Genomic DNA, 23,462 nt, shown 5'->3' on the forward strand with positions numbered 1-23,462 from the left:
GGTCCAAACGGGATGATGGCGGCGAGCGCATGCCGATGCCGAGCAAAGAATTGCAAATTTTTCCAAAGGGAGGGCGCGTCGCTATGGCCGAGACCGCGAAAGCCTTCGCCTTCGGGCGCTTTCGCCTGGTCCCGGACCGCCGCATCCTCGCTGCCGAGGACCGCGAGGTCCCGATCCGCGGGCGCGCCTTCGACCTGCTCCTCGCCCTGGTCGAGCGGCGTGACCGTGTCGTCTCGAAGGACGAGATCCTGGAGCTGGTCTGGCCCGGCCGCATCGTTGAGGAGGGCAACCTGACCGTTCATGTCGCCGGCCTGCGCAAGCTGCTCGGCAGCGGCATCATCGCCACCCTGTCCGGGCGCGGATACCGGTTCGTCGCGCCCGTAACCGAGATTGCCGGCGAGGCCGGGGAGCAGCCCTGGCCGGCCGCCTCGCTGCGGCCCTCACCCCCGGCAGCGGCGCCGAGCCCGCCGGCCGCCGCGCCATGGCCGGGGGATCTGCCACGCCCGCTGACGAAGCTCATTGGCCGCGACGCCGACCTCGATCGGCTGGAAGCAGGCCTGCGCCAATCACGCCTTGTCACGGTCGTGGGAGCGGGCGGTGTGGGCAAGACCAGGCTCATCCTCGCCGCCGCGGACCGCATCCGCCGCTCCCATGCGGATGAGGCATGGTTCGCCGATCTCGCCCCGGTGGAGGACCCTCGCCTCGTGGCGGCGACGATCGCCTCCGCACTGGGCGTCGATGTCGGCGGCGGCGACGCGCTGCGCGTCGTCATCGCCGCGCTGGCCGCACGGCAAGGGCTGCTCGTGCTCGATGGCTGCGAGCACCTCCTGCGCGCCGCCGCCGACGCCGTCGAGGCGATCCTGCGAAGCTGCCCCGGCATCGTGATGCTTGCGACCAGCCGCGAGCCGCTCCGCGCCGAGGGCGAGTTGCTGCACCGGCTGCAGCCTCTCGGCGCCGCGGCACCCGATGCCGCGATCACGGCCGAGCGGCTTGCGGACTACCCAGCCAGCGACCTCTTTGTCGAGCGCGCCCGCGCCGCGCTTGGCACCTTCGAGCCAAGCGATGCCGACGCCGCCGAAATCGTGCGGATCTGCGAGCGGCTGGACGGCATCCCGCTCGCCATCGAGCTGGCCGCGCCGGCGTTGCAGGCGATGACCCTGGCGGAGCTTCGCAAGCGGCTGGAGCGGCACTTCGGCCTGCTCACGACCGGGCGCCGAACAGCACTGCCGCGGCAGCAGACGCTCCGGTCCACGATCGACTGGAGCATTGACCTGCTGGAGCCGCTGGAGCGCGCGCTCCTGCTGCGGCTCTCCGTGTTCGGCAGCACCTGGACGGCAGGCTCCGCCGCCTTCCTGGCGGGCTGCGCAGCCGGCGAGGACGCGGTTTGCGGCCTGATTGCTTCGCTGGTGGACAAGTCGCTGGTCCAGGCAGACCTGACAGGGGTGCAGGCGCGTTATCGGCTGCTTTCCTCGACACGCTACTATGCTGCCCAGCGGCTTTCCGCGCCCGAGCTCCAGGAGGCTCGGGGCATCATGGTGCGCTGGCTGGTCAAGGCCTACGACCGGGCGGAGGCAGATTGGCTGTTCATGCCCGATGAGGACTGGTTCGCGATCTATGCGCCAGAAATGGAGAACCTCCGGGTGAGCCTGGCCTGGGCCTTCGGGCCGAATGGCAACACGCGGCTCGGCATCGAGCTTGCCAGCCTCACCGAGCATGTATGGACCGAACTCTCCCTGACCGGCGAATTGCACAACTGGTTTGACTTGGCGATTTCCCGGATCGACGAGACGACGCCCCCAGACGTCGCGGGCCGCTTGTGGCTCGGTCGCTGCGGGTGGGTCGCCCCCAGGGGCGCCGAGGCGCTGGACGCTGCGCGCCGGGCGGCCGCGCTGTTCCGTGCCGCCGGCAGCCGGGTCGATCTCGGACGGGCACTTTGGCGTCAGGCGTGGCAGCACATCCTTGCCGGCAATCTCGGCGCCGCCGGGCCGCTGCTCGACGAGGCCGAGGGCCTGCTGCGCAGCGAGAGGGTGAGCAAAGCCCTCGTCTCCTGCCTCAGGGCCAGGGCCATGTTCCGGCTGCGCGGCTGCGAGCCCGAGGCGGCGCGTGCGGAGCTGGAGGAGGCCCTCTCGATCGCCCGGCGCCTCCGCAGCCCGCGCGACATCGCCCTGACGAAGGGGAGCATCGCAGAGCTTCACTGCGCGGCTGGGCAGATGGGCGAGGCCATCGCGGTCGCGCAGGAGGCAGTGGCCTCCCTGGAGCCGGTGCAGGCGCGCTCCGCCTGGGTGCAGCATATCGCCGGGGCCGTTGCATCCTATCAACTGGCGGAAGGCGACATCGCCCGGGCGCGGCCGATCATCGCGGAAAGGCTTGTCGCGGCCCGGCTCATGCAGCTGCCACACGAGGTGGCGGCGAACCTCGAGAGGCTGGCGCTGATCGCGGCGCTTGAGGGCAGCCTGGCCACGGCAGGGCGGCTTCTCGGCTATGTCCAGTCCCATCACGCGCGGCGCGGCATCCTGCGCAGCTTCGGCTCCCAGGCGGTCCATGATCGGCTGCTGGCGGTGCTGCTTCGCCGATGGAGTCCGGGTGAATTGGAGCAGATGGTGGCGCGCGGTGCCGACATGGATGAGGAGGAGATCGTGGCGGAGGCCTTCACCATCGCGTCCCGCCCTTGATGCGGGCCGACGCCGTGTTTCAGCCGTAGCGGAAGTACCCGCTTCGGACATTCGGCTGCGACACCGCGCGGCGATGCCTCCACTGCGCCCCCGAGGGCGCGGCACACGGAGGTCTCCTCATGCACATCCCGCATCCCAGGTCATTGAGCGCCACGCCTGACCTGATTTCATCCATCCAGAGCCGCCGACCCGATGCAGCGCTGCCGCGTCTCGCCCGCCAGCTTTGGTCATGGGTCGTGCGCCATCAACGCGCACGCATCGCCGAGGCGGAGCTTGCCGCGAGGAGCGACCACCTGCTGGCCGACATCGGCGTGAGGCGGAGCGAACTGGCCCGGGCCGCGCGCCGCGGCAGGCGCGAGTGATCGCCATGCGGCCGACTTTTCCCGGTCAAGGCGCGGCGCCGACCGACAACGCCGAACGCCTGCACGTGGTGGAGGTGGACGGCTCGCCCATGGTCGACATGCCGCGCAGCACGGACGAGGCACGACGCATGGCCACGGCGCTTGCCTGCCCGTTGGTCCTGCTGCCGGGCGTCGGCCACATCGCGTCGCTCGAGGCGCCGCAGCTGGTCGTGGATCACCTGCACACCTTCCTGCGGCAGGCGGCGTTCGGCGCATCGCGCTGAACTGACGCGCGCCGTCACGCCGCTCCTCCCACAATGGGCCTGCGCTGTCGGCGCACTCGTCGAAGGCGGCAGCGGCCTTCGGCTACGGCTGCAACCGTCCGGCCGGCACCGCGACATCGGCCGGCAATGCAGGCCCCGCATTTCCCGAACCAGCGCCGGCCACCGCGACATGCCACGCAGCGGCAGATCGCCCCGGGCCGGCACGTGCTGATCGTTCCATAAAGGGAAGCCAGAACCATGAGCGATGTTGCTTCTTCCGAAGACCACGATTTCTCCCTGCGGGCCCGTGACAACCAGGCGCGGCTCGCAGCCAGGCTGCGGCCGCACTATGACTTCATCGTCTGCGGCGCCGGCGCCTCCGGCTCGGTGCTCGCGCGACGGCTGGCGGAGAATCCGGCGGTGAAGGTGCTGCTGCTGGAAGCCGGCGGCAGCGACGAGGCGGAGGCCGTGCTCGACCCGGCACTGTGGCCGACCAATCTCGGCAGCGAGCGGGACTGGGGTTTCACGGCGGAGCCGAATCCGCACCTGAACGGACGCCAGCTTCCCCTGTCGATGGGCAGGGGGCTGGGCGGCGGGTCGAGCATCAACGTGATGGTCTGGGCGCGCGGGCATCGCAGCGACTGGGACTTCTTCGCCTCCGAGGCCGGCGATGCGGCCTGGGGCTACGAGAACGTCCTCGACATCTACCGCCGCATCGAGAACTGGCAGGGCATCCCCGACCCGCAGTTCCGCGGCACGGGTGGCCCTGTCTGGGTGCAGCCGGCTGCCGATCCGAGCCCGATCGCATGCGCGATGCTCGACGCCGCGAGCGAGATCGGCATCCCCACCTTCGAGCATCCGAACGGCCGCATGATGGAGGGCAAGGGCGGTGCGGCCATCAGCGACATGCTGGTCCGCGACGGCCGCCGCCACTCGCTGTACCGGGCCTATCTCCGCCCCTGGCTCGACCGGCCGAACCTGACCGTGCTGACCGGCGCTCTGGTGCGCCGCGTCGTCTTCGAAGGCCGCCGGGCGACCGGCGTGGAATACATCCGCGACGGGCAGGTCACGATCATAGGCGCCAGCGCCGAGGTCGTGCTGTCGCTGGGTGCGATCCAGACGCCGAAGGTGCTGATGCACTCCGGCATCGGTGACCGCGAGGAACTCGGTCGGGTCGGCATTGCGCTGCGGCACCACCTGCCGGGCGTGGGCCGGAACTTCCAGGACCATGTCTCCTTCGGCTGCACCTGGGACTATGCCGCGCCGATCGCGCCCCGCAACAATGGCAGCGAGGCGACCCTGTACTGGAAAAGCCGGCCAGACCTCGATGCGCCGGACCTGCTGTTCTGCCAGGTCGAGTTCCCGGTGCCGAGCGACCGCACGGCAATGCGCGGTGTGCCGGAGCATGGCTGGACGATGTTCGCGGGGCTCGCGCAGCCCATCAGCCGCGGGCGCCTGCGCCTGCAAGGTTCGGATCCGCTGGCGCCCATCGCCGTGGATGCCAACTTCCTGTCCGATCCGGGGGATGTGACGACGGCGCGCGCCTGCATTGAGCTCTGCCGCGCGCTGGGCAATGCGCAGGCCTTCCGCCCCTTCGTGCGCGGCGAAGCCATGCCGGGCGCGCTGAAGGGAGAGGCGCTCGATACCTACATCCGCGATGCCGCCGTCACCTACTGGCACCAGAGCTGCACGGCCAAGATGGGGCGGGATGACATGTCGGTCGTGGACGGCACGCTCAAGGTCTATGGCGTGGAGGGCCTGCGCGTGGCGGACGGCTCGATCATGCCGCGTGTGACCACCGGCAACACGCAGGCTCCCTGCGCCATTATCGGCGAGCGGGCCGCAGCGATGATCCGGCAGTCGCACGGGCTGTAGCCGCCGCCGGCGGAGGCAACGGGGTCGGCGACCAGCTCGCCGGGACGGCACCGGCCGGATCGCAGCGGGGCATCACGCCCCGCTGCCCTCCAGAAGGGGATGCCCGCTGCACAACCAACCGGACGCCATGTTCAGCGGGACGAGACGGGACGATCTGAATGAATGAGCCTGCCAATGCGCCACCTTAGGTCGCGCGGGCACACCTGGTAGGCGGCCCGGTGCTACCCCCTCGCCGCCGAAAAGGTCGTCGGGGTTGGCGAGCGGTGCGCCTTCCGCCGTGCCGCCGAGAGGGGCACGCTGTTGAACGGGTCGGGCTGCTCGCGTCGGGTTGTCCTGCTGGCGCTTCGTTCTGACCCGGATGCTTGCAGGCGGCTCCTGAGACGGATTCCAGGTATTGAGGCGCCGCATCAGGTCTGACATCCTGCGGACGCTTGGCGGCTCACGGGCGGGCCCTCGATGCAAACCGGCCTACCTGGCGAGGAGGAACGCATCTTGACCATCCCGCTTCTCCAGGCCCGCCCCGTGCGCGGCTTGTGGACAGCCGCGGTGGCATGCGGCCTTGTCGTTCCGCCCAGCCCCGCCGCCACGCAGTACCGCCGGGCGCAGCAGGGCCAGAAGGGCGCCGCGCAGATCCTCCGCAACAGCGCCAACCGCCGCTTCAACCGCTGCGCCGCGCGTATCAGCGCCGGGCCGATGCGGATCTCCAGGGGTCGCAGCCACGTCGACACCATCAGCACGCCGGCCGTGGCGGCAGCCGGCCCGCTCATGCTGCGGCTGGTGGACACGCCCGGCGGCACCCTCCGCCTCGACGCCATCACCAACGGGCAGCGAGTCAGCGCCCGGATCGATGGCCGGAGCATCGGCCCGGTGCTGCGGATCCGAGGCCGGACCAAGCTGGAGGCGGCGAATCGTCGCCCGACAGACGCGTTGGGCAACGCCCCGATGCAGGACATCCTCGTCGAGGTCGAGAACGGCGCCCACTGCGCCATGGGCCGGCGATGAGACCGCCGATCAAGGGGCGGATGCCCCTCGGCCGCGCGCCTGCGATGCGCGGGGGCGCGGCCGCCGCCGGGCGACCCCTTCGACCCGGGCTGCAACAGCCTGCCCACCCCTGCCGCCCGTCTCGAGTGCCTGGGCCGCGCCCCCAGGCCCAAAGATGCGCGCCGCCGGTCCCCTGTGTCGACCGCGGCGGCCGCTACGACCTCACGCCGTCCGGCCAGAAGCGGTATCTGCGATGACCTCGACCACCCACCGCAAGCCGCGTCGCCGGAACAGATGCGCCGACCGGTCCGAGACAACAGGCGCAACGCTGCGATTCTGCCGCGCCACGGGGGTGCCGCCCGGCGCCGCTCCGTCGGTCAGGTCTTGCCTCAAGGAAGGATGATCATGCGTCGCATCATCATGGGGGCCGCGCTTGGCGCGGGCGTTCTGCTGCCAGGCCTTGCGGCGGCACGGCCGGCCGACTGCCTGGTGCAGGTGGAGGGCCGCACCCTCATCAACGGTACCTGCGAGTTCGAGGCCGATCCGAGCGGTGACTTCACCGTCACGCTCGGCAGCCGGGTCGCCCGGGTGCTCGTCGGGTCCGACGGCCAACTGGGCCGCGCCTCCTTTGAGGACAGCGCCAGCGGCGAGCCGCCGGGCGTGGCCAATGTGCGGCGCGATGGTGCCTGCTGGGGGCGGCCGGAGGTGATCCGGGTCTGCGCTTGGCGGGTTGGCGCGCGGCCGGCCGCCCATCAGAACCTGCCAGCGGCGGAGGGCGCACGGGCCCCGGCGGCAAGCGCGCCGCCGGCACCGGGCGGCGCGACGGCCGGCATGCGCGTCGTCTCCTCGCGCGCGATCGGGCCCTGGACCCTGTCGCGGCTGGAGGGTGGCGGGCGCTGGCGCTGCGAGGTGGAACGTCGCTACCCGGATGGCGGCACCCTGGCCTTCTTCGCCGCGACGCCGAGCCCGGACAACCAGAACATCGCGGATACCGGCCTGCGCTTCGGCGCCGCCGCCCTGTTGGGGATGCGCGGCGAGATCCCGGTCGTGCCCTGGGGATTTGAGGTGGATCAGGCCCAGCCCGCCATCGCCGACGGCAATGGCTCAGCCACGCTGTTGGATCCGCCCAACGAGCCTGGCTCCTCGGATGCTTTCGCCAGCGCGCGGGAGTTCGAGGTGAGCCTTCCGGGCGGCGTGCGTCTTCGCTACGCGCTCAATGGCTCCGGCGCAGCCTGGCGCGCCCTGTCGCGATGTGCCGGGTTCTGAGACGGGTGGCCTCTGCGCAAAGCTTCGCCTGAAACCCACCTGTGTCCCTCCTCCGCATGATCATGGCGGCGGGTCTAAGCCTGGCGGTCGTCGGGCCCGCCGGCGCGAACGACAGCGCGGCCGCCATCGGCAGCGGCGGGCTCACCTTGGTACACTCGAAGGCGATCCGGCCCGATCGGCAGGCGCTGTTGCTCAGCCGTGAGCAGGTCAGGGCAAGCCCCGTCTTCGCCAACACCGCCAGCCGCGGCATCGAGACGCTGGTCGCCTTCCCGTTGCCGGATGCCGTGCACAGCCCGGCTGCGGAACCCGGTGCAATCCTTCGCACCGGGTCCCGCGATTCACCCCGGCAATTTCAGCTCCAGTTGCGGTCGTGCTCGGCGTGGGTCCTCAGATAGGCGCCCGGAGCGAAGTGCCGATCGTAGAAGTCGGTGTCGAGCCGGTGCGCCTGCAGGTAGGTTTTGAGGAACACGGCCGGCACTGTTGCCGGGAAGCGGCCAAAGGTCTCGAAGACATACTGCGCCATCAGCGTGGTGATCTCGACCGCCTCGGCATCGATCGCGGCGGCTCCAGAACGAACGACCGCGTTCTCCCGATAGGGTCCGCCCAGCTTCGGGTCGAACGGCCCGCCCGCGCCGAACTTGCGCGCCACCGCCGCTTCGACTGCCGAGCGCATGCTCGCATGGTGCGGCGGAACATGAGCCTCGAAAACGCCTGGCAGGCCGGTGAAGTGGGGTAGCGGATTGCCTTCCAGCATCTCGAAGCGGAAGCCGAGGCCAGGCACGGCCGGATCGCCGCTCGCGCCCAGGACGGTGAACGGGTTCAGCCCGGTGTACAGCCACCCACCGAGGCCGAGCGCCTGGAGCATCAGCGCCCCTGCATAACAGGCCGTGCCCATCTCCACCGACACGTCGGTCAGCGCGGTCTGTTCCAGGAAGGTCATTGGATAGGCGGCTTCGAGGTTCATCCGGTGCGCGTAGCGCTCGAGCCCCGGGATCTGGCGCCGGTTCACATTGTCATAGATGCCGGTGCCGTTCTGCACGAGGTAGAGCAGGAGCAGGATCACATGCTGCGCGAGATCCGCCACGGGAAACACCAGCGTGGAGCCGGGCACGTTCGCGCACCAGGTATTGTGCCCTTCCATGTGCGGCATCTCGGCGGGAATGTTGAGCCGCCCTTCGGCCAGCTTCACGATCCGGGCGCGATGCGCGTCGAGCCAGGCGCGCAGGTCGGTGCCGCCGGAGCTCGGCAGCGGCGACATGCCCCGCGTCGGCAGGAAATACACGCCCGTGTCGTCAGTGAAGAAGAATTCCGAGGTGTTGAAACCTGCCGAGGAGGGAAAGCTGCGGCCGCCCGCCGCGGTGGTGTAGTTCGGCATCCGGGGCGCATAGCCGGGATGATGCGCGAACAGCTCAGCCCAGCCGGTATTGCCGGCCGTGGTGGCGATGAGCAGCATCTGCTCAAGCGGATCGAGCGGCGCGGGGGCGTGGCGCGAGGTGAAGGCCAGCGGCCCCGCGGGGATCGAGGCGCCCTTCGCGAACCGGCGAGAGCGGCGGCCGTGGATCGCCTCGATCAGCGGAAAGGACGCGGCCTCGACCAGCCCGCGCAGCCGCGGATCGAGGGAATTGAGCAGGATGCGGCCCTTGGCCGTCAGGCTCTCTCCCCGGGCGAAGCCGAGGCCGCCGAGCACCGTGCCGGCGCTGAGCAGCGTGGCGCCCTGGAGCTTGCGTCTTGTGGTGTCGAGCATGGGGGATCTCCGATCCGTTCGCGTTGCGATGCGCCTCGGATCGCACACGGGATCGGCCAAGCGTCAGGCAAGGAATGGACGAAAACGGTCCAAATATGCCAGCCTCTCGCGATGATCGCGCCCTATGCCCCTGCCCGGCTGTCGGTCTGCCTCGTGGCAATGCCCGAGATCTCAACCGGCGTGCTGAACGGCTTCTACGAGGTGTTCTCCTTCGTCGGCTCGGGCTGGGAGATGATGACCGGCTGGCCGTCGGGCCCACGGCGCTTCGTGCCACGGATCGTGGCGCAGGACGCGGTGACCTTCCGCAACGTGGTCGGTCTGCCGATCACGCCCGACATCAGCTTCGCGCAGGCGAAGCGGGCCGACATCGTCATCGTCGGGGACCTTGCGATCGGGCGGCACCAGGATACGCGTGGGCTGTGGCCGGACGCCGTGGCCTGGCTGCGGCGTCAGCATGCGCAGGGCGCGCTGATCTGCTCGGTCTGCACCGGCTCGCTGGTGCTGGCCGAGGCGGGGTTGCTCGATGGGGAGGACGCGACCTGCCATTGGGCGGCTGCCGATCAGATCCGCAGCCGGTATCCAGCCGTGCGCCTGCACCCCGAGCGCGTTCTGGTGGCGACGGGCGCGGGCCACCGGCTTGTGACCTCTGGTGCCTCGGCGTCCTGGACCGACCTCGCGCTCTACCTCGTGGCCCGTTTCTGCGGCGAGGAGGAGGCGCGGCGTACCGCCAAGCTGTTCCTGTTCGGCGACCGCAGCGACGGCCAACTCCCCTTTGCCGCGCGCGTTCGACCGCCCCAGCATGACGATGCGGCGATCGCCGCGGCGCAGGACTGGATCGCGCAGAACTATGCCTGCGCCCATCCGGTGGCGGGCATGGCGCAGGTCGCCGGTCTGGCGTCACGCACCTTCATGCGCCGCTTCAAGGCCGCAACCGGTTACCTACCGCTCGATTATGTGCAGTCGCTCCGCATCGAGGAGGCGAAGCAGATGCTGGAGACAACCGACACGCCGATCGATTCGATCGCCGACGAGGTCGGCTATCAGGAGCCCGCGGCGTTCCGCCGGATCTTCAAGCGCGCCACCGGCATCGCCCCGAACCACTATCGCCAGCGTTTCCGCCGGGTGGCGGTTGCCTGACCGCTCCACCAGGAGACACTGGCGCCTCCCGGAGAGCCCGAAGGCGCTGCTTGACGTCGGTGAATGTCAGGCCCGGGCCAAGCTCGACGAAGCGCAGGCTGCGAGCGGCGGCAGCCGAGGCGGGGCCGGCCGTGGCCGAACGCAGGTGGCCCGAACGGCATCGTCGTCGTGCCCGACCTGTCCTGCTGCCTCCGTCGCGGACCGCACGGGGCTCGTGAAGAGCACGATCATGCGCCTGGCCCTCTCGCTTGAGGAACATGGCGGCCTCGCGCGCGAGGATGACGGCGCCTGCCGGCTGGATGCCGAGGCGCTCCGCCTCGGCATGATCTACACGCTGTCCTTCCGGCTGGAGGCGCACGTCATCCCGGCCTCCGCCTCCTGGCCGGCGGTCATGAGAGGCGCACGGTGACGGCCAGCATCTCGTGGTCGGAAATCGCGACGCCGTCCTCGTCCACCGCCGCGATCTGCGCCGGCGCGCTGGCCACCAGGCCCTTGAGGAAGAAGAAGTCATTGCGGAAGAACGGCGCGTTGGGCTCGCCATCCGGGCGCTGGCGGGCGGTGTGCGCCACCACATTGCACCCCTCCCAGTCATAGCCACGGCCGGCGGCGATGGCGAAAAGCGGCTCGTAGCGCTCCGGCCGCAGCAGGCGGTCCGGATCGCGTTCCAGCAGGCGCTGCTTGAACGCCACATCGTTCATGTGGCGGAAATCGACGGTCTTGGTGTTGAAGTCGCCGCCCAGCGCCACGGGCTGGCCAGGCGCGTAGCGCTCCAGCGCGTCCAGCAGCGTTTCCATGTTGGCGGCGCGCAGCCGCGGCACCTCGCTGTCGAAATGCGCGGAGGCCAGCGTCACCGGCCCGCCCGCCAGGTCGACGGTGGCGACCAGCACCATCTGCCGACCGAGCCGCGGCGTCGGCTCCTCGAACCAGATGCCGCTGTCGTCCAGCGTGATCATGGCGGGCCGGCGCAGGGCCAGGCGCGTGAGCAAGGCGTTGCCGTAGTAGCCGACCGTGTTCTCCTGCCCCGCATGCCAGACGCGCTCGCGCTTGTCGCCGAGCGCGAGTTCCAGGAATTCCGCGCCATAGGCGTAGCCGACACCCAGCGCATCGGCCAGCACGCGGGTGGTGTGCGCCTGGCCCGACCGGGCGCAGCCGAGATCCATCTCGCCCAGCAGCGCCACATCCAACGCGCTGCGTCCCAGCAGCCGCGCGGTGGCGGCCGGGTATTTGCAACGCTCCAGGTTCCAGTAGCCGAGGCGCAAAGCCTCGGGCGGCGGTGCTGCCGGCGCCGGCTGGCGCAGCTCCACCAGCCGGAACAAATCCTGCTCCGCCACGAAGCGGTCATTCACCGAGGGGTCGCCCGCCAGCGGCCGAAGCGCATGGCGCGTCTCCGCCGGCACGATCGGCAGCTCGGCGCAGCTGCCTTCGGCGATGTCGCCGATCGTGGACCAGATCAGGCGCTGGGATGGGTCGTGCATCGGCGGTTTCCTAAGGCAGCCAGGGGCGGCGGCAGCGCAGCAACCAGGGCGGCGGTGCGGGCGTGGCGCGGGGCACGCATCACCTCCTCGGCCGGGCCGGACTCGATGACCACGCCCGCATCCAGCACGACGACGCGCGGGCAGATGGCGCGCACGGCGGCGAAATCGTGGCTGATCATCAGCAGCGCCAGGCCACGCTGCGCGCAGAGCGCCGCCAGCAGCTCCAGCACCTGGCGGCGCAACGCGGCGTCCAGCGCGGTCACCGGCTCGTCGCAGACCAGCACGGCAGGATCCAGCAGCAGGGCGCGGGCGATGCAAAGCCGCTGCCGCTGCCCGCCGGAAAGCTGCGTCGGGTAGCGCCCCAGCAATGCCGCGTCCAGCCCGACCTCCGCCAGCACGGCGGCGATGCGCGCCTCGGCATCGGGCAGGCGGTGGATTCGGAACGGCTCCTCCAGCGCGCGGCGCGCCGTGTGCCGCGGATTGAGCGCGCCGAGCGGGTCCTGGGCCACCAGCTGGCAGCGCCGGGCCCAGGCGCGCGGGTCGCCGGGACGCGCGCCGTCCAGGTCGATGCTGCCGGACAGCGGCGCGACCAGCCCGGCCACCGCGCGCGCGATGCTGCTTTTGCCGCTGCCGCTTTCGCCCACCAGGCCGAGCGCCTCGCCGGCGGCAATCTCGAATTCGACGCCCTGCACCGCGTTCACCACGTGCGTGCCACGGCGATAGGCGATCCGCAGCGCCTGCACGCGCAGCCGCGCGGGTGCGGCGCGCGGCGCCGGCGCGCGGGCGAGCTGCGCGGCCTCCACCATGGCGCGCGAGACCGGGTGGCGCGGCGTCCCGAGCACCGCGCGCGGCGGGCCGGCATCCACCACCGTGCCGCGATGCATCACCAGCACTTCGCTGGCCTGGCCGGCCACCAGCGGCAGATCATGCGAGACCAGCAGCAGCCCCATGCCGCGGCGCGCGACGAGATCCCGCAACAGGCGCAGCACCTGCGCCTGCACCGTCGGGTCGAGCGCGGTGGTCGGCTCATCGGCCAGCAGCAGCGAGGGATCGCCGGCAAGGGCGAGCGCGATCACCACGCGCTGCTGCTGCCCGCCAGAAAGCTCATGCGGCCAGGCGGCCCGAAGGCGCGGCGTGTCCTGCAGCCCGACCTCCTCCAGCAGCGCCTGCGCGCGCCCGGCGATGCCGGCCGGTGCGGCGCCGTTGGCGGCCAGCGCTTCGTCGAGTTGCGCGCCGATGGTCATCAGCGGGTCGAGCGCCGCGGCGGGGTCCTGGAAGACCACGCCGATGCGCCGGCCGCGCACGCCGCGCATCGCCACCTCATCCAGCGCCAGCAGGTCGCGCCCATCGAGCAGCACTTCGCCCGACACCACCAGCCCCCGCCGCTTCGGCAGCAGCCGCGCGATGGCCAGCAGGCTCACCGACTTGCCGCAACCCGAGGCGCCGACGAGGCCGACGACGCTGCCCGGCGGCACGGCGAGCGACAGGCCGCGCACCGCCTCGACCGGGCCTGGCAGCGTGACGCGCAGGTCGCGGACCAGCAGGCCGCTCATCGCACCCGCGGGTCCAGCGCCCGTTGCATCGCCTCGGTCGCCAGGTTGGCGGCGATCACGGCGGCGGAGAGCACCAGGATGGCGGCCTGCACCACCGGATAGTCGCGGCCCAGGATCGCATCGAGCAACAGCGCGCCGAGGCCGGGCAGGCCGAACAGCACCTCCATCGTCAGCGTGCCGCCGACCAGCCCGGCCACGATCAGCCCGGCGAGCGGCAGCACCGCGGTCAGCGAGTTCGGCAGCAGATGGCGCCAGACCAGCGCGCCGCGCCGCACGCCTCGGGAGCGGAGCGCGGTGACGAAGCGCGCCTCCGCCGTCTCGCGCAGATCCTCCATCAGCGGCTTCGCGATCTGCCCACCGATGTCGAGCCCGATGATCGCCGCCGGCACCAGCCCATGGCCCAGCGAGGGCAGCCAGCCGAGCCAGACGGAGAACACCAGGATGCCGGCGAGGCCAACGCAGAAGGTCGGCATCACGATCGACCAGACATTGAGCGCATCGACCAGCGCCGCGAGGCCCGGCCGCAGCATCGCGAGCAGCGCGAGCGCCACGCCGAGGGCGAGCCCGATGGCGAGCCCTGCCGCCGCGAGGCCCAGCGTCACCGGCAGCGCCGCCCATACCATGTCGGACACCGGCTGCCCGTAGCGCAGCGAGGTGCCGAGATCGCCCATCAGCGCATCCGAACCCCAGGCCAGCAACTGCCCCGGCCAGCCGATATCAAGGCCGAGCATCCGCCGCAGCAGATCCTCCTGCGCGACCGTGATGTCGCCCTCGGACGCCATCACGTCCACCGCATCGCCCGGCACGACGCGCAGCAGCACGAAGACCGCGACGGTGATGCCGAGCAGCAGCAGGACCTGGCGCAGCGCGACGCCGCCGATGCGGCCCGCGCGGCTCATCCGGCGACCCGGTTCGGATCGAGCCGCCGGCGCGTGGCATCGCCGAGCAGCGACAGGCCGAGCGTGACCACGGCCAGGGCCAGCACCGGCGCCAGCACGAGATGCGGCGCGCGTTCGACGAAGCGCGTGCCCTCGGCGATCAGGCGGCCCCAGGTGGGCGCCTCGGGCGCGGCGCCGACGCCGAAGAAGCTCAGCACGGCTTCCTTGGTGATCACGCGCGGCAGAATGATCGCGGCCTGCGTCAACAGCGGTCCCACGAGATTGGGGGCCGCATGCACCAGGACGAGCCGCACGCGCGAGGCGCCGAGGCCGCGCGCCGCCGTCACGTAGCCCGCGCCCATCTCCCGCAGGTAGCCGGCGCGGGCCACGCGCGCGAAGACCGGGGCGAAGGCCAGGCCGAGCGCGAAGGTGACCGGCCCGGTCCCGGTGCCGATCGCGGCCACCAGCACGAGCGCCAGCAGGATGCTCGGCAGCGTGCGCAGCAGGTCCATCGCCCCCAGGAACAGCCCCGCCACCGGACCGCCGATCGCGCAGGCGAGCAGACCGATCCCGGCGCCGAGCGCGAAGGCCAGCAGGGTCGCGGCGATGCCGACCGCGATGCTGATCTGCGTGCCGGTGATCAGGCGCGAGAGCACATCGCGCCCCAGCGCATCAAGCCCGAGCCAGTGCTCCGCGGTGGGCGGCTGCAAGCGCCGCCCGGATGGCGCCAGCGGATCGAAGGGCGACAGCGCCGGCCCCAGCAGCGCGACGGCCACGGCGAGCACCGTGATGGCCAGCCCAAGCTGGCCCCAGCCGCCCAGCCAGGCGGCAAGCCAGCCGCCCAGTCCTCTGGCCCGGTCGGCCGGCGTGGCGCTCAACGCGCCAGCCATGTGTAGGCGACGCCGCCATCCACCCGGTGCGGCGACACGGTGAAGCCCGGCTGGAAATCACGCACCTCGGCGCGCACGCCGATGGGGGAGCGACGATGGCCCAGCACCAGCACCTGGTGGCTGTCCATCACATGCTGCCAGGCTTCCAGGTAGCGTCGCCGCCGCGCCGCATCATCCACCGTCGTCACGGCCTGGCTGATCAACTGGTCCAGCCTGGCGTCCTGGATGCCGCCCCACATCTGCGGCCGCGGGCCTTCGCTCATGAGCCGCACGAAGCGAAGATAGATATCGGCGCGCGGGCCGGAGCACACCGGCGTCAGGTCCCAGTCGTAGCGCGTCAGCCGCGTCTGCATGCCGATGTCGTCGAGCGCGATGTGCTCGACGTTGAAGCCGAGGCCGCGCATCGTCTGCGCGGTGAACAGCGAATAGTCGTTCTGCCAGGAGACGATGCGCAGCGGCGTGCGGGCCGGCACCACGCCCGCCTCGGCCAGCAGCGCGCGGGTGCGCGCAAGATCCGGCTGGCGGTAGGGATCCGCACGCTCCATGGCCTCGTCCCAATGGTAGCTGCCGGGCGCGGCCATCTGGTTGCCGACGACGTAGTTGCCGACGGTCTGCATGAACGCCTCCTTGTCGAAGGCGTGCGCGATGGCGCGGCGGACGCGCAGATCGGCGAAGGGCCCGCGCGGGCTGCGGTTGTTGAACGACACCGCGCACCATTCGGTGTCGCCGTAGAAGGTCACGCGCAGATTGGGGTCGCGGCGCACCGTCTCCACCGCATCATCGGGGATGCGCGCGACATGGATGTCGCCGGCGCGCAGCGCGAGGCTGCGGTCCGCCACCTGGCGGATGTCGAATTCCACCGCGTCCAGGCGTGGCAGGCCCGCCTGCCAATAGTCGCGATTGGCTTCGCCGACGAAGCGGATGTTGGGCCGGTACTCGGCAAAGCGGAAGGGGCCGGTGCCGATGGGGCGGTTGATCGTGGTCGCCCATCCCTCGGTCTCCGGCGCCAGGATCCACAGCTCGGACAGCAGGTTGGTGAAGGGAGCGAAGGGTTCTGCGAGGACGAAGCGCACCGTGTGCGGATCGGGCGCTTCCACCGCGCGCAGCCCCCGCATCGCGGTGGTGAGCCAGCCGCCCTGCACGCGGTCACGCACACGCTCGACATTGGCGACCACATCGGCGGAGGTCATCTCCCGCCCATTGTGGAAGCGCACACCGCGGCGGAGGTGAAAGGTGTAGGCGAGGCCATCGGGCGATACCTCGACCCGCTCGGCCAGCATGGGCTTCACCGAGCCGTCATGCGAGATGCTCGTCAGTGCCTCCGCATAGACCTGCTGGACGGGGCTGTCGCCCGTGTGGCGGTGCGGGTCGGCGGTGCGGAGGCTGCCTTGCGCGATACGCAAGGTGCCACCGCGCTGCGGCTCCTGCTGCGCGAAAGCCGGTGCAAGGGCGGGCAGGGTCGCGAGGCCGGCAATGAGGCAGGCAAGCCGGGTGAGACGGTGCGCGGCCAAGCTGCGTCGGGCAATGCGTCGCATGGAGCTCTCCGTTCGGCGGATGGCCCGGAAGCTAACGCGATGGCAAGGTGGACGCGGTGAAGTGTGAATGACAGGCCATTCGACGAATCGCCTGCTTGTCGATGGGTCAGCCGAGCCGGTGCCGCTGGTGCGTCGGCACCAGGCGAACGGCGCCGAACTGGACCACCGCCGGATCGGCATGCGCGGCGCAGGCCGCGTGGAGCTCCAGCAGCAGGCGACCGAAGGCGGTCTCGCCATAGACCCAGTCGGCCATGCGCAGGCCTGGCACCGGCCCTGGCCGCGCCAGCGCCGCTTCGTGGTACCAGGTCTTGAGGTCATCCACGCCATAGCGCAGCGCGGCCGCCAGCGCCTGGCCTGCCGGCGGCGCCGTGTTGGCCGGATCCGTGTGGAAGGCGATCAGCAGCTCGGCGATCGCCTCGGCGGGCAGCGTGGAAAGGCCCGTGGTGGTGCGGCCACGGCGGCGTACCGCTTCATCGCGCCAGGGTGCGAGCAGGCGCATTTCCTGCCGCACGGCGTCACCCAGGGCGCTGCCGGCGGGTGGTGCCGGCAAGGGCACCGGGCAGGTCCAGCCCGCCATCCGATCCTCCCCCAGGAAGGCCGGCACCTCCTCATAGGTTTCGAGAATCGGGCCATCCACGCGCCGCAGCATGCCGAGCAGGCGTTCGATCACCCGCCGCTGGAAGGCTGCGTCACCGGGCACGCCGAGCGGGCGACCAAGCTCGAAGGGCACATGCAGGGCGCGCGGCGGCCGGATGACCGCGGTATGTTCGCGCACGAGGCTGATGCCGACAGTCGGCACGCCGCCGGCCTCGATGACATGGCCCAGGATGGCGGCGCCGCGCGTGCAGGATGGGCAGACCGGCAGGATGAGCACGCCCGTCACCCCGTCCGCGCGCAGCGCCCGCGCCACTTCCTCGGCATGCGGCTTGATCTGGTGCGCTTCCGTCGCCGAGCCGATGAAGGCGAAGTGCCGCGCCGCCAGCGAGCCGACCACGCCCTCCGCCTGCATTTCCCGCAGGCGATCGAGCGGAAAGACGGTGTTCACGTCCTCCTGGAAGCCGGTGCGATCATAGGTGGTGGAGGTCTGCGACATGATCAGCGCGCCCGGATCGACATCGCCCGGGATGACACGAAACTCGCCGGTGCCGGAACGGAAATGGGGCTCGCCACGCAGATGGAGCCCCGCGGTGGTGACCAGGGCGATGCGGCGTTGCGCGAGCCCGGGGCCTGCGACACAGGCGGTGTTCGCCCAGATGGGCATGTCGGCGGCGCGCGCCAACAGCGCCTCACGCACATCGGATGGCATGTCACGGATGGCGACCATGCGACGTAATCCTGCCGGAAGCGCAAAGCCCTAGCAGAAGTGCGGGGCGCTTCCGTGGCGCCGGGGCGACGATTGGGTGACGGCGGCAGTCCGCGGACGTCGATCCCGGCCGGCGCCGCAACGGGCCGGCACCGGCCCATGGCAGCCCCGCCCTACCCATCCCCCAGCCGCGCCCGCAGGAAGTTGAGCGTCGCCCTGACCTTGGTCGGCAGCCAGTCCTGGCTGGGGTAGACCAGCCAGGCACCGGTCTCGAAATCCGTCGCCGTGGCGCGCAGCGCGGAGAAGGGTTCCACCAGCCGCCCGGAAGTCAGGTCGTCGCCGATCAGCCAGTCCGGCAGCAGCGCCGGACCCATGCCCAGGTGTGAGTGCCACCACCACGGGCGACGCCTTCTGCGCCATGGCCCGCAACCTGCTGGCGCCTGCCCGGGGCGGGCGGCAGCGCATGCCCGATGGCGCCGGGCGCGGACGCATCATGCCGCGGGTTACTGATCCGGGTTGAGTCCCTGTCGGAGGGCCCGGTTTTCCGCCTCCAGCTCCTCGAGCCGCCGGCGCAAGGGGGCCACGCCCGCCATCACCTCGGCCTCGGTGAAGCGGGGTGTAATGTGCTGCGGGCAATTCCAGTCGAAGGCTTCGACCGTGACGACAAGGAGGCGCTCGGCCCGGCTGGAGGCGGCACGCAGCGGCGCGAGCGTTGCATCCTCGGCTCCGCCCACCGCCATGCGGCCGAGCAGCTTCAGGCGGCGGCGGTTCGGGTAGTCCATCAGGAACAGCGCGACGCGGCTCTCGGCGGCGATGTTGCCGAGCGTGAGGTATTGCCGGTTGCCACGCAGATCGGCGAAGGCGATGCGCCGGTCGTCGAGCGGCACGAGGAAGCCCGGAGCACCGCCGCGATGCTGGATGTAGGGCCAGCCGGTCTCGGACACGCTGGCGATGTAGGCGCTGTCGCGCGCGACGATGAAGCCGGCCTCGGCGGGGCCGAGCCGGTCATGCGTATCCGGGCCGCCCTCGAAGCGCGCATAGGCGGCGGCACTGCCTTGCGCGGCGCGTGCCGCCTTGACGGACGGCGTGGCGGTGATCTCGATGAAGCGATGGCCCATGGCGGTATCCTGTCGGGACGGCGGGCCGCGCCACAGCGCGGCCAGCCGTTCATTGCGGGGCGAAGCTGGCCTTGATCTCGGCGGCGACGGCCGGGGCATTCTCATCGAGCACGAAATGGCCGGCATCGAGCCAGACCAACCGGGCCTGCGGCAGATCGGCGAGGAAAGCCTCGGCGCCGGCCGTGGTGAAGAACGGATCGTTCCTGCCCCAGATGATCAGCGTGGGCGGGGCGTGCGTGCGGAACGCCTCGTGCCAGCGCTCATAGAGGGCGATATTGGTCTTGTAGTTCTCGAGCAGGTCCAGCTGCGCCAGGTCATGGCCGGGGCGATCGAGCAGCGCCTGGTCATGCGTCCAATTGTCGGGGCTGATCGCCTCGACGTTGCGCGCGCCCACCTGGTACTGGAAGCGGGTGGTGGCGGGCGCCAGGAAGCCCCGCGCGGCGGCCTCGGTCGTGGCGTCGCGCTTGTTCCAGAGCGGCAGGAAGACCTGCGCCGGCATCTCGCCGACCCCCGCGACATAGGCGTTGGTGTTCTGGATCACGAAGCCCGCGACCGCCTGCGGATGACGCGTGAACAGCCGGAAGCCGACCGGGCCGCCATAATCCTGCATGTAGAGGATGTAGGAGGTCAGGCCGAGTTGCGCGATCAGCCCCTCGACATGGTCGGTCAGCGCCTCGAAGCTGTAGGCGAACTCGGTGGCGGGCGGCGCGTCCGACTGGCCGAAGCCGACATAGTCGGGCGCGATCACATGAAAGCGGTCGGCCAGTTCCGGGATCAGGTCGCGGAACATGAAGCTGCTGGTCGGGAAGCCATGCAGCAGGATGAGGGTGGGCAGGCCAGCATCACCGGCTTCGCGATAGAAGATCTGGCGGCCGTCCACGGTGGCGAATTTGTAGAGGGTCACGGTGGGACTCCAAGCCTGGAACATCGGATGTGCAGGCGGGCGCCGGCGGCTGCCGCCGGCGCCCACCTCCTGGCGCGATCAGGCGGCTTCGGCGGCGCGGACGACCGGGAAGTCGATCTCGGTCTCGGCCACGTTGTTGATGAAGTTGGTGAATACGTTCACCACCACGAGGCCGACGATTTCGATGATCTGCGCCTCGGTGTAGCCGGCGAGCTTCACGGCGGCGAGATCGGCATCGCTCACCTGGCCGCGCGCGGTCGCCACCTTCGCAGCGAACACCACGGCGGCATCGGCGCGCGGATCGGCGGAATGACCGCGGCGGTTCAGGGCGATCTCGGCCTCATCCAGCTTGGCCAGGTTGAGGGCGAGATAGCTGTGTGCCGACAGGCAGTAGTCGCAGCCATTCACCTGCGCCACGGCGAGTGCGATGCGTTCCCGCGTGCGGGCATCGAGCGCCTTGGACAGGGCGCCGTTCAGGCCGAGCAGGCCGGACAGCGCGGCCGGGCTCTGGCCGACCAGGCGGAACAGGTTGGGGACGCTGCCCAGCGACTTCTCGACGGCGTCGAGCAGCGGCTGGGAGGCAGCGGGGGCGGCTTCGCGGGCCGGGATGGTCAGGCGGGACATGGTGGTTTCTCCTGTGGAACGCGGCGGCAGCGCCGGGGCAACAGGAATGGCTCATGCCAGCCTCGCGGATAATCCGCATTGTTGACAGTTCATTATTGCAGCAGCTGAAATAGATGCATGGACAAGCTTGACGCCCTCCGCGCCTTCCTCGCCGTGGCTGACCGCGCGAGCTTCGCCGCCGCAGCGCGAAGCTTGCGCTGGTCGCCCGCCGCGGCGACCCGCGCCGTCGCGATGGTCGAAGCGGAACTTGGTGTTGCCCTGTTTCACCGGACCACCCGCGTCGTCCGACTGACCGAACCCGGCGCGATCTATGCCGAGCATTGCCGTCGGATCCTGGCCGATTTGGAAGCCGCCCGCAGCCAGGTGCGCGGTGAGGATGCCGCCCCGCGCGGCACGCTTTCCGTCACCGCGCCGGTCGTGTTCGGACGGCTGCACATCCTTCCGGTGGCCGAGAAGCTGGCCGCCGCGCATGAGGCGCTTTCCGTCCGCCTCACCTTCGTCGATCGCGTGACGCATCTGGTGGAGGAAGGCTTCGACATCGGCGTGCGCATCGGCGTGCTGCCGAACAGCGCGTTGATCGCGGTGCCGTTGACGGAGGTTCGTCGCGTCCTCGTCGCCAGCCCGAGCTACATCGCCGCGCATGGCGAGCCTGGATCGCCCGACGAACTCAGGCAGCACGCGATCATCGCGTTCGACGGGCTGGAAGCCACCGACGCCTGGCGCTTCGCCGCCGCGGGTCATCCGGACGCCGCACCGTCCAGCGTCTCCCTCGCGCCGCGCCTGACCGTCAACAGCGCCGATGCCGCCATTGCCGCGGCGCTGCGCGGGCGGGGCATCACGCGCGTCCTGTCATACCAGGTCGAGGAAGCGGTGGCGGACGGGCGTCTGCGGCACCTGCTTCGCAGCCATGAGCCACCCGCGGTGCCCGTCAGCCTGCTCTACCAGGCCAGCCGTCGTGGCTCGGCCAACGTCATGGCGTTCGTGCGGGAAGCTCGTGCGCGTTTTGCCGGCCCCGCGAGCGTTCGGGCCTAGACGCGACATCGGCCAGGATCGGTGCGTGCCGTGCGACTCGGCGCGCCGGGCGAGTCACCGCCCGCCCGGGGCTTGGCGCCTCCGCTGCAATGCTTTGTCATGATCGGGCAACGCCCGCGACGTCCTGTGCCGGCAGGTTGGATCCGTGGCGGTCTGGACTTGGGGGGCGCGCGTGCTGATTCGAGTTCTGCTGCTTGTCGCGCTGCTGGCAGCAGCCGGCTTACGCCCTGCCTTCAGCCATGAAGGCCATTCCCATGGGGAGGAACCCGCACCGCCGGCGGTCGCCGCGCCGCGCGCCGAGGCGCATTCCGAGCTGTTCGAGATCGTGGCGGTCCTCGGCCCGGACCGCCGGCTTTGGCTCTACCTCGACCGGCACGCGACCTCGGAGCCCATCGACGGCGCCACGGTGCAGGTCACCCTCGACGGCGAGGATCTGGGCGCGGCGACGCGGGCCGGCGAGGCGACCTACCTCCTCGCCAACCCCGCCCTGGAACGACCGGGCCAACGGAACCTGGTCTTCATCATCACCGCCGGCGAGGACGTGGATCTGCTGCCCGCGACGCTTGAGATACCCGCTGCGGCCGTGGCTCCGACCGCAGCGCCAGGCTCGGCGGAGCTGCTCTCGATGGCGTTGCGCGAGCCTGTCCTGTGGGCGGCGGGGCTGGTCCTGCTGCTGCTCGGCATCGCCATTGGCCGTGCCGCCACGCCGCGAGCCTTGCCGCCGCTTGTTGTCGCCGAGCCACCGGCAACCGCCACGCGCGCCCAGGGCTTGCCGGCCGGTGCACCGAGCCCCGGGCGTGTGGCCGCGGCCCCGGCCGCGGTGGCCCTGCTGGCCGTTCTTCTCGTGCCGATGATCGCCGGGGCCCAACCGATGGACGCGCCCCGGCGGCAACCGGACGGCAGCATCTTTGTCCCCAAGCCTTCGCAGCGCCTCCTGGGCCTGCGCACCGGCACGGCCGAGCCGGGCGAGGCCGCCGTTGCCATCCCGCTCACCGGCCGGGTGGTCGCAGACCCCAATGCCTCCGGCCGCGTGCAGGCCTCCGAAGCCGGCCGTATCGAGCCGCCGGAAGGCGGCTTCCCGATGCTGGGCCAGCGCGTGGCGCGTGGCGAGGTGCTCGGCTTCGTGGTGCCGATCATGGCGGCGCAGGATCGCGTCGGGGTGCGCGCCAGCATCGCCGAGTTGGATGCGCTGATCGTCATCGGCGAGGCGCGGGTCCGCCGACTGACCGCGCTGGCCGGCACCGTCGCGGCCCGCGAGATCAGCGATGCCCGCGCCGACCTGGAGGGCCTGCGTCAGCGCCGCGCAGCGAACCTGCCGGCGGTGACGGGGCGGGAGCCGATCCTGGCCCCCTCCGCCGGCCTGATCAGCGTGGTGCGCGTCGCCGCCGGCCAGGTGATCCAGGCGCAGGAGCCGCTGTTCGACATCGTCGATCCCACACGCCTCTGGGTCGAGGCCATCGCCTTCGACCCCGCCGCGGTGGCCGAGGTTTCGGGCGCTTCCGCCGTGACGGCGGGTGGCGAGGCGCTGCGGCTCGGCTTCGTGGGCCGCGGCATGACGCTCCGCCAGCAGGGCCTGCCCCTGCATTTCCGCATCGAGAGCGGCGCGGCCGGCCTCGCCGTGGGGCAGCCCGTGACCGTGCTGGTGGAGACGCCGCGCCGCACCGTCGGCATCGTGCTGCCGGCCCAGGCCGTAATCCGCAACCCCGAGGGCGGCCAGGTGGTCTATGAGATGCCGAGCGCCGAGCGCTTCCTGCCGCGGCCCGTGCGGGCCCAGCCGCTCGACGGCCAGCATGTGCTGGTCACGGCCGGGCTGGAACGGGGGGCACGGGTGGTCACCAGCGGCGCCGGGCTGATCGCGCAGGTCCGCTAGC

General features: G+C 71.2%; 22 protein-coding genes. 11 read left to right on the forward strand and 11 right to left on the reverse strand.

The genetic code is table 11. The annotated features are described in order from the left end of the window. The first annotated feature begins 83 nt into the window (after nucleotides 1–83). The 7 genes from HEQ75_RS09590 (at nucleotide 84) to HEQ75_RS09620 (ending at nucleotide 7,793) form a co-directional block, all read left to right on the forward strand. Entirely contained in the window at nucleotides 84–2,672 is a 2,589-nt protein-coding gene (locus tag HEQ75_RS09590; RefSeq protein ID WP_168029689.1) for an ATP-binding protein, read from the forward strand. Nucleotides 2,673–2,791: 119 nt separating this feature from the next. Then, nucleotides 2,792–3,034, forward strand: a complete 243-nt coding sequence (locus tag HEQ75_RS09595) for a DUF1127 domain-containing protein (RefSeq protein ID WP_168029691.1) — start codon at nucleotides 2,792–2,794, stop codon at nucleotides 3,032–3,034. After that, nucleotides 3,031–3,297, forward strand: a complete 267-nt coding sequence (locus HEQ75_RS09600; protein WP_168029693.1) for an alpha/beta fold hydrolase — start codon at nucleotides 3,031–3,033, stop codon at nucleotides 3,295–3,297. The genes HEQ75_RS09595 and HEQ75_RS09600 overlap by 4 nt, the downstream gene beginning before the upstream one ends. Nucleotides 3,298–3,534: 237 nt before the next feature. Beyond that, complete coding sequence (locus HEQ75_RS09605; RefSeq protein WP_168029695.1) at nucleotides 3,535–5,151, forward strand: GMC family oxidoreductase; 1,617 nt, start codon at nucleotides 3,535–3,537, stop codon at nucleotides 5,149–5,151. A 492-nt stretch (nucleotides 5,152–5,643) separates the two neighbouring features. Next, on the forward strand, nucleotides 5,644–6,153 hold the full coding sequence (locus tag HEQ75_RS09610; protein WP_168029697.1) for a hypothetical protein: 510 nt from the start codon (nucleotides 5,644–5,646) through the stop codon (nucleotides 6,151–6,153). 273 nt (nucleotides 6,154–6,426) lie between these two features. Next, nucleotides 6,427–7,398, forward strand: a complete 972-nt coding sequence (locus HEQ75_RS09615; protein WP_168029699.1) for a hypothetical protein — start codon at nucleotides 6,427–6,429, stop codon at nucleotides 7,396–7,398. A 56-nt stretch (nucleotides 7,399–7,454) separates the two neighbouring features. Further along, complete coding sequence (locus HEQ75_RS09620; protein ID WP_168029701.1) at nucleotides 7,455–7,793, forward strand: DUF4424 family protein; 339 nt, start codon at nucleotides 7,455–7,457, stop codon at nucleotides 7,791–7,793. Here the strand turns inward: HEQ75_RS09620 and HEQ75_RS09625 are convergent. Beyond that, entirely contained in the window at nucleotides 7,751–9,142 is a 1,392-nt protein-coding gene (locus tag HEQ75_RS09625) for a hypothetical protein (RefSeq protein WP_209318457.1), read from the reverse strand. The genes HEQ75_RS09620 and HEQ75_RS09625 overlap by 43 nt on opposite strands. 111 nt (nucleotides 9,143–9,253) lie before the next feature. Between HEQ75_RS09625 and HEQ75_RS09630 the strand changes: the two genes are divergently transcribed. Both HEQ75_RS09630 and HEQ75_RS09635 read left to right on the forward strand, forming a co-directional pair. Continuing rightward, nucleotides 9,254–10,279 (forward strand): GlxA family transcriptional regulator, encoded by a 1,026-nt coding sequence (locus tag HEQ75_RS09630; protein ID WP_168029703.1) that lies wholly within the window; start codon nucleotides 9,254–9,256, stop codon nucleotides 10,277–10,279. A gap of 214 nt (nucleotides 10,280–10,493) precedes the next feature. Next, the gene (locus HEQ75_RS09635) at nucleotides 10,494–10,688 is read left to right on the forward strand and encodes a hypothetical protein (RefSeq protein ID WP_168029705.1); all 195 of its coding nucleotides are present in this window, start codon (nucleotides 10,494–10,496) and stop codon (nucleotides 10,686–10,688) included. Here HEQ75_RS09635 and HEQ75_RS09640 read toward each other — a convergent pair. The 10 genes from HEQ75_RS09640 to HEQ75_RS09685 all read right to left on the reverse strand — a co-directional run bounded on the left by HEQ75_RS09640 (nucleotide 10,669) and on the right by HEQ75_RS09685 (nucleotide 20,559). Next, nucleotides 10,669–11,754: an endonuclease/exonuclease/phosphatase family protein gene (locus HEQ75_RS09640; protein WP_168029707.1), complete on the reverse strand. Its 1,086-nt coding sequence runs from the start codon at nucleotides 11,752–11,754 to the stop codon at nucleotides 10,669–10,671. The two genes, HEQ75_RS09635 and HEQ75_RS09640, sit on opposite strands and share 20 nt — an antisense overlap. Then, nucleotides 11,730–13,307 (reverse strand): ATP-binding cassette domain-containing protein, encoded by a 1,578-nt coding sequence (locus HEQ75_RS09645; RefSeq protein WP_168029709.1) that lies wholly within the window; start codon nucleotides 13,305–13,307, stop codon nucleotides 11,730–11,732. The genes HEQ75_RS09640 and HEQ75_RS09645 overlap by 25 nt, the downstream gene beginning before the upstream one ends. After that, nucleotides 13,304–14,206, reverse strand: a complete 903-nt coding sequence (locus HEQ75_RS09650; RefSeq protein WP_168029711.1) for an ABC transporter permease — start codon at nucleotides 14,204–14,206, stop codon at nucleotides 13,304–13,306. The genes HEQ75_RS09645 and HEQ75_RS09650 overlap by 4 nt, the downstream gene beginning before the upstream one ends. Continuing rightward, nucleotides 14,203–15,063: an ABC transporter permease gene (locus HEQ75_RS09655; protein ID WP_209318458.1), complete on the reverse strand. Its 861-nt coding sequence runs from the start codon at nucleotides 15,061–15,063 to the stop codon at nucleotides 14,203–14,205. The genes HEQ75_RS09650 and HEQ75_RS09655 overlap by 4 nt, the downstream gene beginning before the upstream one ends. Continuing rightward, entirely contained in the window at nucleotides 15,060–16,610 is a 1,551-nt protein-coding gene (locus tag HEQ75_RS09660) for an ABC transporter substrate-binding protein (RefSeq protein WP_168029715.1), read from the reverse strand. The genes HEQ75_RS09655 and HEQ75_RS09660 overlap by 4 nt, the downstream gene beginning before the upstream one ends. Nucleotides 16,611–16,716: 106 nt before the next feature. Further along, complete coding sequence (locus HEQ75_RS09665; protein WP_168029717.1) at nucleotides 16,717–17,934, reverse strand: glycine/sarcosine/betaine reductase selenoprotein B family protein; 1,218 nt, start codon at nucleotides 17,932–17,934, stop codon at nucleotides 16,717–16,719. 152 nt (nucleotides 17,935–18,086) lie between these two features. After that, nucleotides 18,087–18,287, reverse strand: coding sequence for a LysR substrate-binding domain-containing protein (locus HEQ75_RS09670; RefSeq protein ID WP_168029719.1), 201 nt, complete (start codon nucleotides 18,285–18,287; stop codon nucleotides 18,087–18,089). 129 nt (nucleotides 18,288–18,416) lie between these two features. After that, nucleotides 18,417–19,031, reverse strand: coding sequence for a pyridoxamine 5'-phosphate oxidase family protein (locus HEQ75_RS09675; protein WP_168029721.1), 615 nt, complete (start codon nucleotides 19,029–19,031; stop codon nucleotides 18,417–18,419). A gap of 49 nt (nucleotides 19,032–19,080) precedes the next feature. Beyond that, nucleotides 19,081–19,935 (reverse strand): alpha/beta fold hydrolase, encoded by an 855-nt coding sequence (locus HEQ75_RS09680; RefSeq protein WP_209318459.1) that lies wholly within the window; start codon nucleotides 19,933–19,935, stop codon nucleotides 19,081–19,083. Between the two features lie 78 nt (nucleotides 19,936–20,013). Further along, nucleotides 20,014–20,559: a carboxymuconolactone decarboxylase family protein gene (locus tag HEQ75_RS09685; RefSeq protein WP_168029724.1), complete on the reverse strand. Its 546-nt coding sequence runs from the start codon at nucleotides 20,557–20,559 to the stop codon at nucleotides 20,014–20,016. A 117-nt stretch (nucleotides 20,560–20,676) separates the two neighbouring features. Between HEQ75_RS09685 and HEQ75_RS09690 the strand changes: the two genes are divergently transcribed. Continuing rightward, on the forward strand, nucleotides 20,677–21,591 hold the full coding sequence (locus HEQ75_RS09690; protein WP_168029726.1) for a LysR substrate-binding domain-containing protein: 915 nt from the start codon (nucleotides 20,677–20,679) through the stop codon (nucleotides 21,589–21,591). A gap of 172 nt (nucleotides 21,592–21,763) precedes the next feature. Continuing rightward, nucleotides 21,764–23,461 carry an efflux RND transporter periplasmic adaptor subunit gene (locus tag HEQ75_RS09695; RefSeq protein ID WP_168029728.1) on the forward strand — a complete coding sequence of 566 codons (1,698 nt, stop codon included), beginning with the start codon at nucleotides 21,764–21,766 and terminating at the stop codon, nucleotides 23,459–23,461. Nucleotide 23,462 lies beyond the last annotated feature (1 nt).

The organism is Falsiroseomonas selenitidurans (assembly GCF_012103215.1).
In the GTDB taxonomy this organism is placed as follows: domain Bacteria; phylum Pseudomonadota; class Alphaproteobacteria; order Acetobacterales; family Acetobacteraceae; genus Falsiroseomonas; species Falsiroseomonas selenitidurans.

Coding starts and splice junctions, on each gene's coding strand:
- HEQ75_RS09595 (WP_168029691.1), top strand. CDS start 2,792: ATGCACATCCCGCATCCCAGGTCATTGAGCGCCACGCCTGACCTGATT.
- HEQ75_RS09625 (WP_209318457.1), bottom strand. CDS start 9,142: ATGCTCGACACCACAAGACGCAAGCTCCAGGGCGCCACGCTGCTCAGC.
- HEQ75_RS09690 (WP_168029726.1), top strand. CDS start 20,677: ATGGACAAGCTTGACGCCCTCCGCGCCTTCCTCGCCGTGGCTGACCGC.
- HEQ75_RS09670 (WP_168029719.1), bottom strand. CDS start 18,287: ATGGGTCCGGCGCTGCTGCCGGACTGGCTGATCGGCGACGACCTGACT.
- HEQ75_RS09665 (WP_168029717.1), bottom strand. CDS start 17,934: ATGGTCGCCATCCGTGACATGCCATCCGATGTGCGTGAGGCGCTGTTG.
- HEQ75_RS09660 (WP_168029715.1), bottom strand. CDS start 16,610: ATGCGACGCATTGCCCGACGCAGCTTGGCCGCGCACCGTCTCACCCGG.
- HEQ75_RS09640 (WP_168029707.1), bottom strand. CDS start 11,754: ATGCACGACCCATCCCAGCGCCTGATCTGGTCCACGATCGGCGACATC.
- HEQ75_RS09620 (WP_168029701.1), top strand. CDS start 7,455: ATGATCATGGCGGCGGGTCTAAGCCTGGCGGTCGTCGGGCCCGCCGGC.
- HEQ75_RS09675 (WP_168029721.1), bottom strand. CDS start 19,031: ATGGGCCATCGCTTCATCGAGATCACCGCCACGCCGTCCGTCAAGGCG.
- HEQ75_RS09650 (WP_168029711.1), bottom strand. CDS start 14,206: ATGAGCCGCGCGGGCCGCATCGGCGGCGTCGCGCTGCGCCAGGTCCTG.
- HEQ75_RS09605 (WP_168029695.1), top strand. CDS start 3,535: ATGAGCGATGTTGCTTCTTCCGAAGACCACGATTTCTCCCTGCGGGCC.
- HEQ75_RS09590 (WP_168029689.1), top strand. CDS start 84: ATGGCCGAGACCGCGAAAGCCTTCGCCTTCGGGCGCTTTCGCCTGGTC.
- HEQ75_RS09645 (WP_168029709.1), bottom strand. CDS start 13,307: ATGAGCGGCCTGCTGGTCCGCGACCTGCGCGTCACGCTGCCAGGCCCG.
- HEQ75_RS09630 (WP_168029703.1), top strand. CDS start 9,254: ATGATCGCGCCCTATGCCCCTGCCCGGCTGTCGGTCTGCCTCGTGGCA.
- HEQ75_RS09685 (WP_168029724.1), bottom strand. CDS start 20,559: ATGTCCCGCCTGACCATCCCGGCCCGCGAAGCCGCCCCCGCTGCCTCC.
- HEQ75_RS09615 (WP_168029699.1), top strand. CDS start 6,427: ATGCGCCGACCGGTCCGAGACAACAGGCGCAACGCTGCGATTCTGCCG.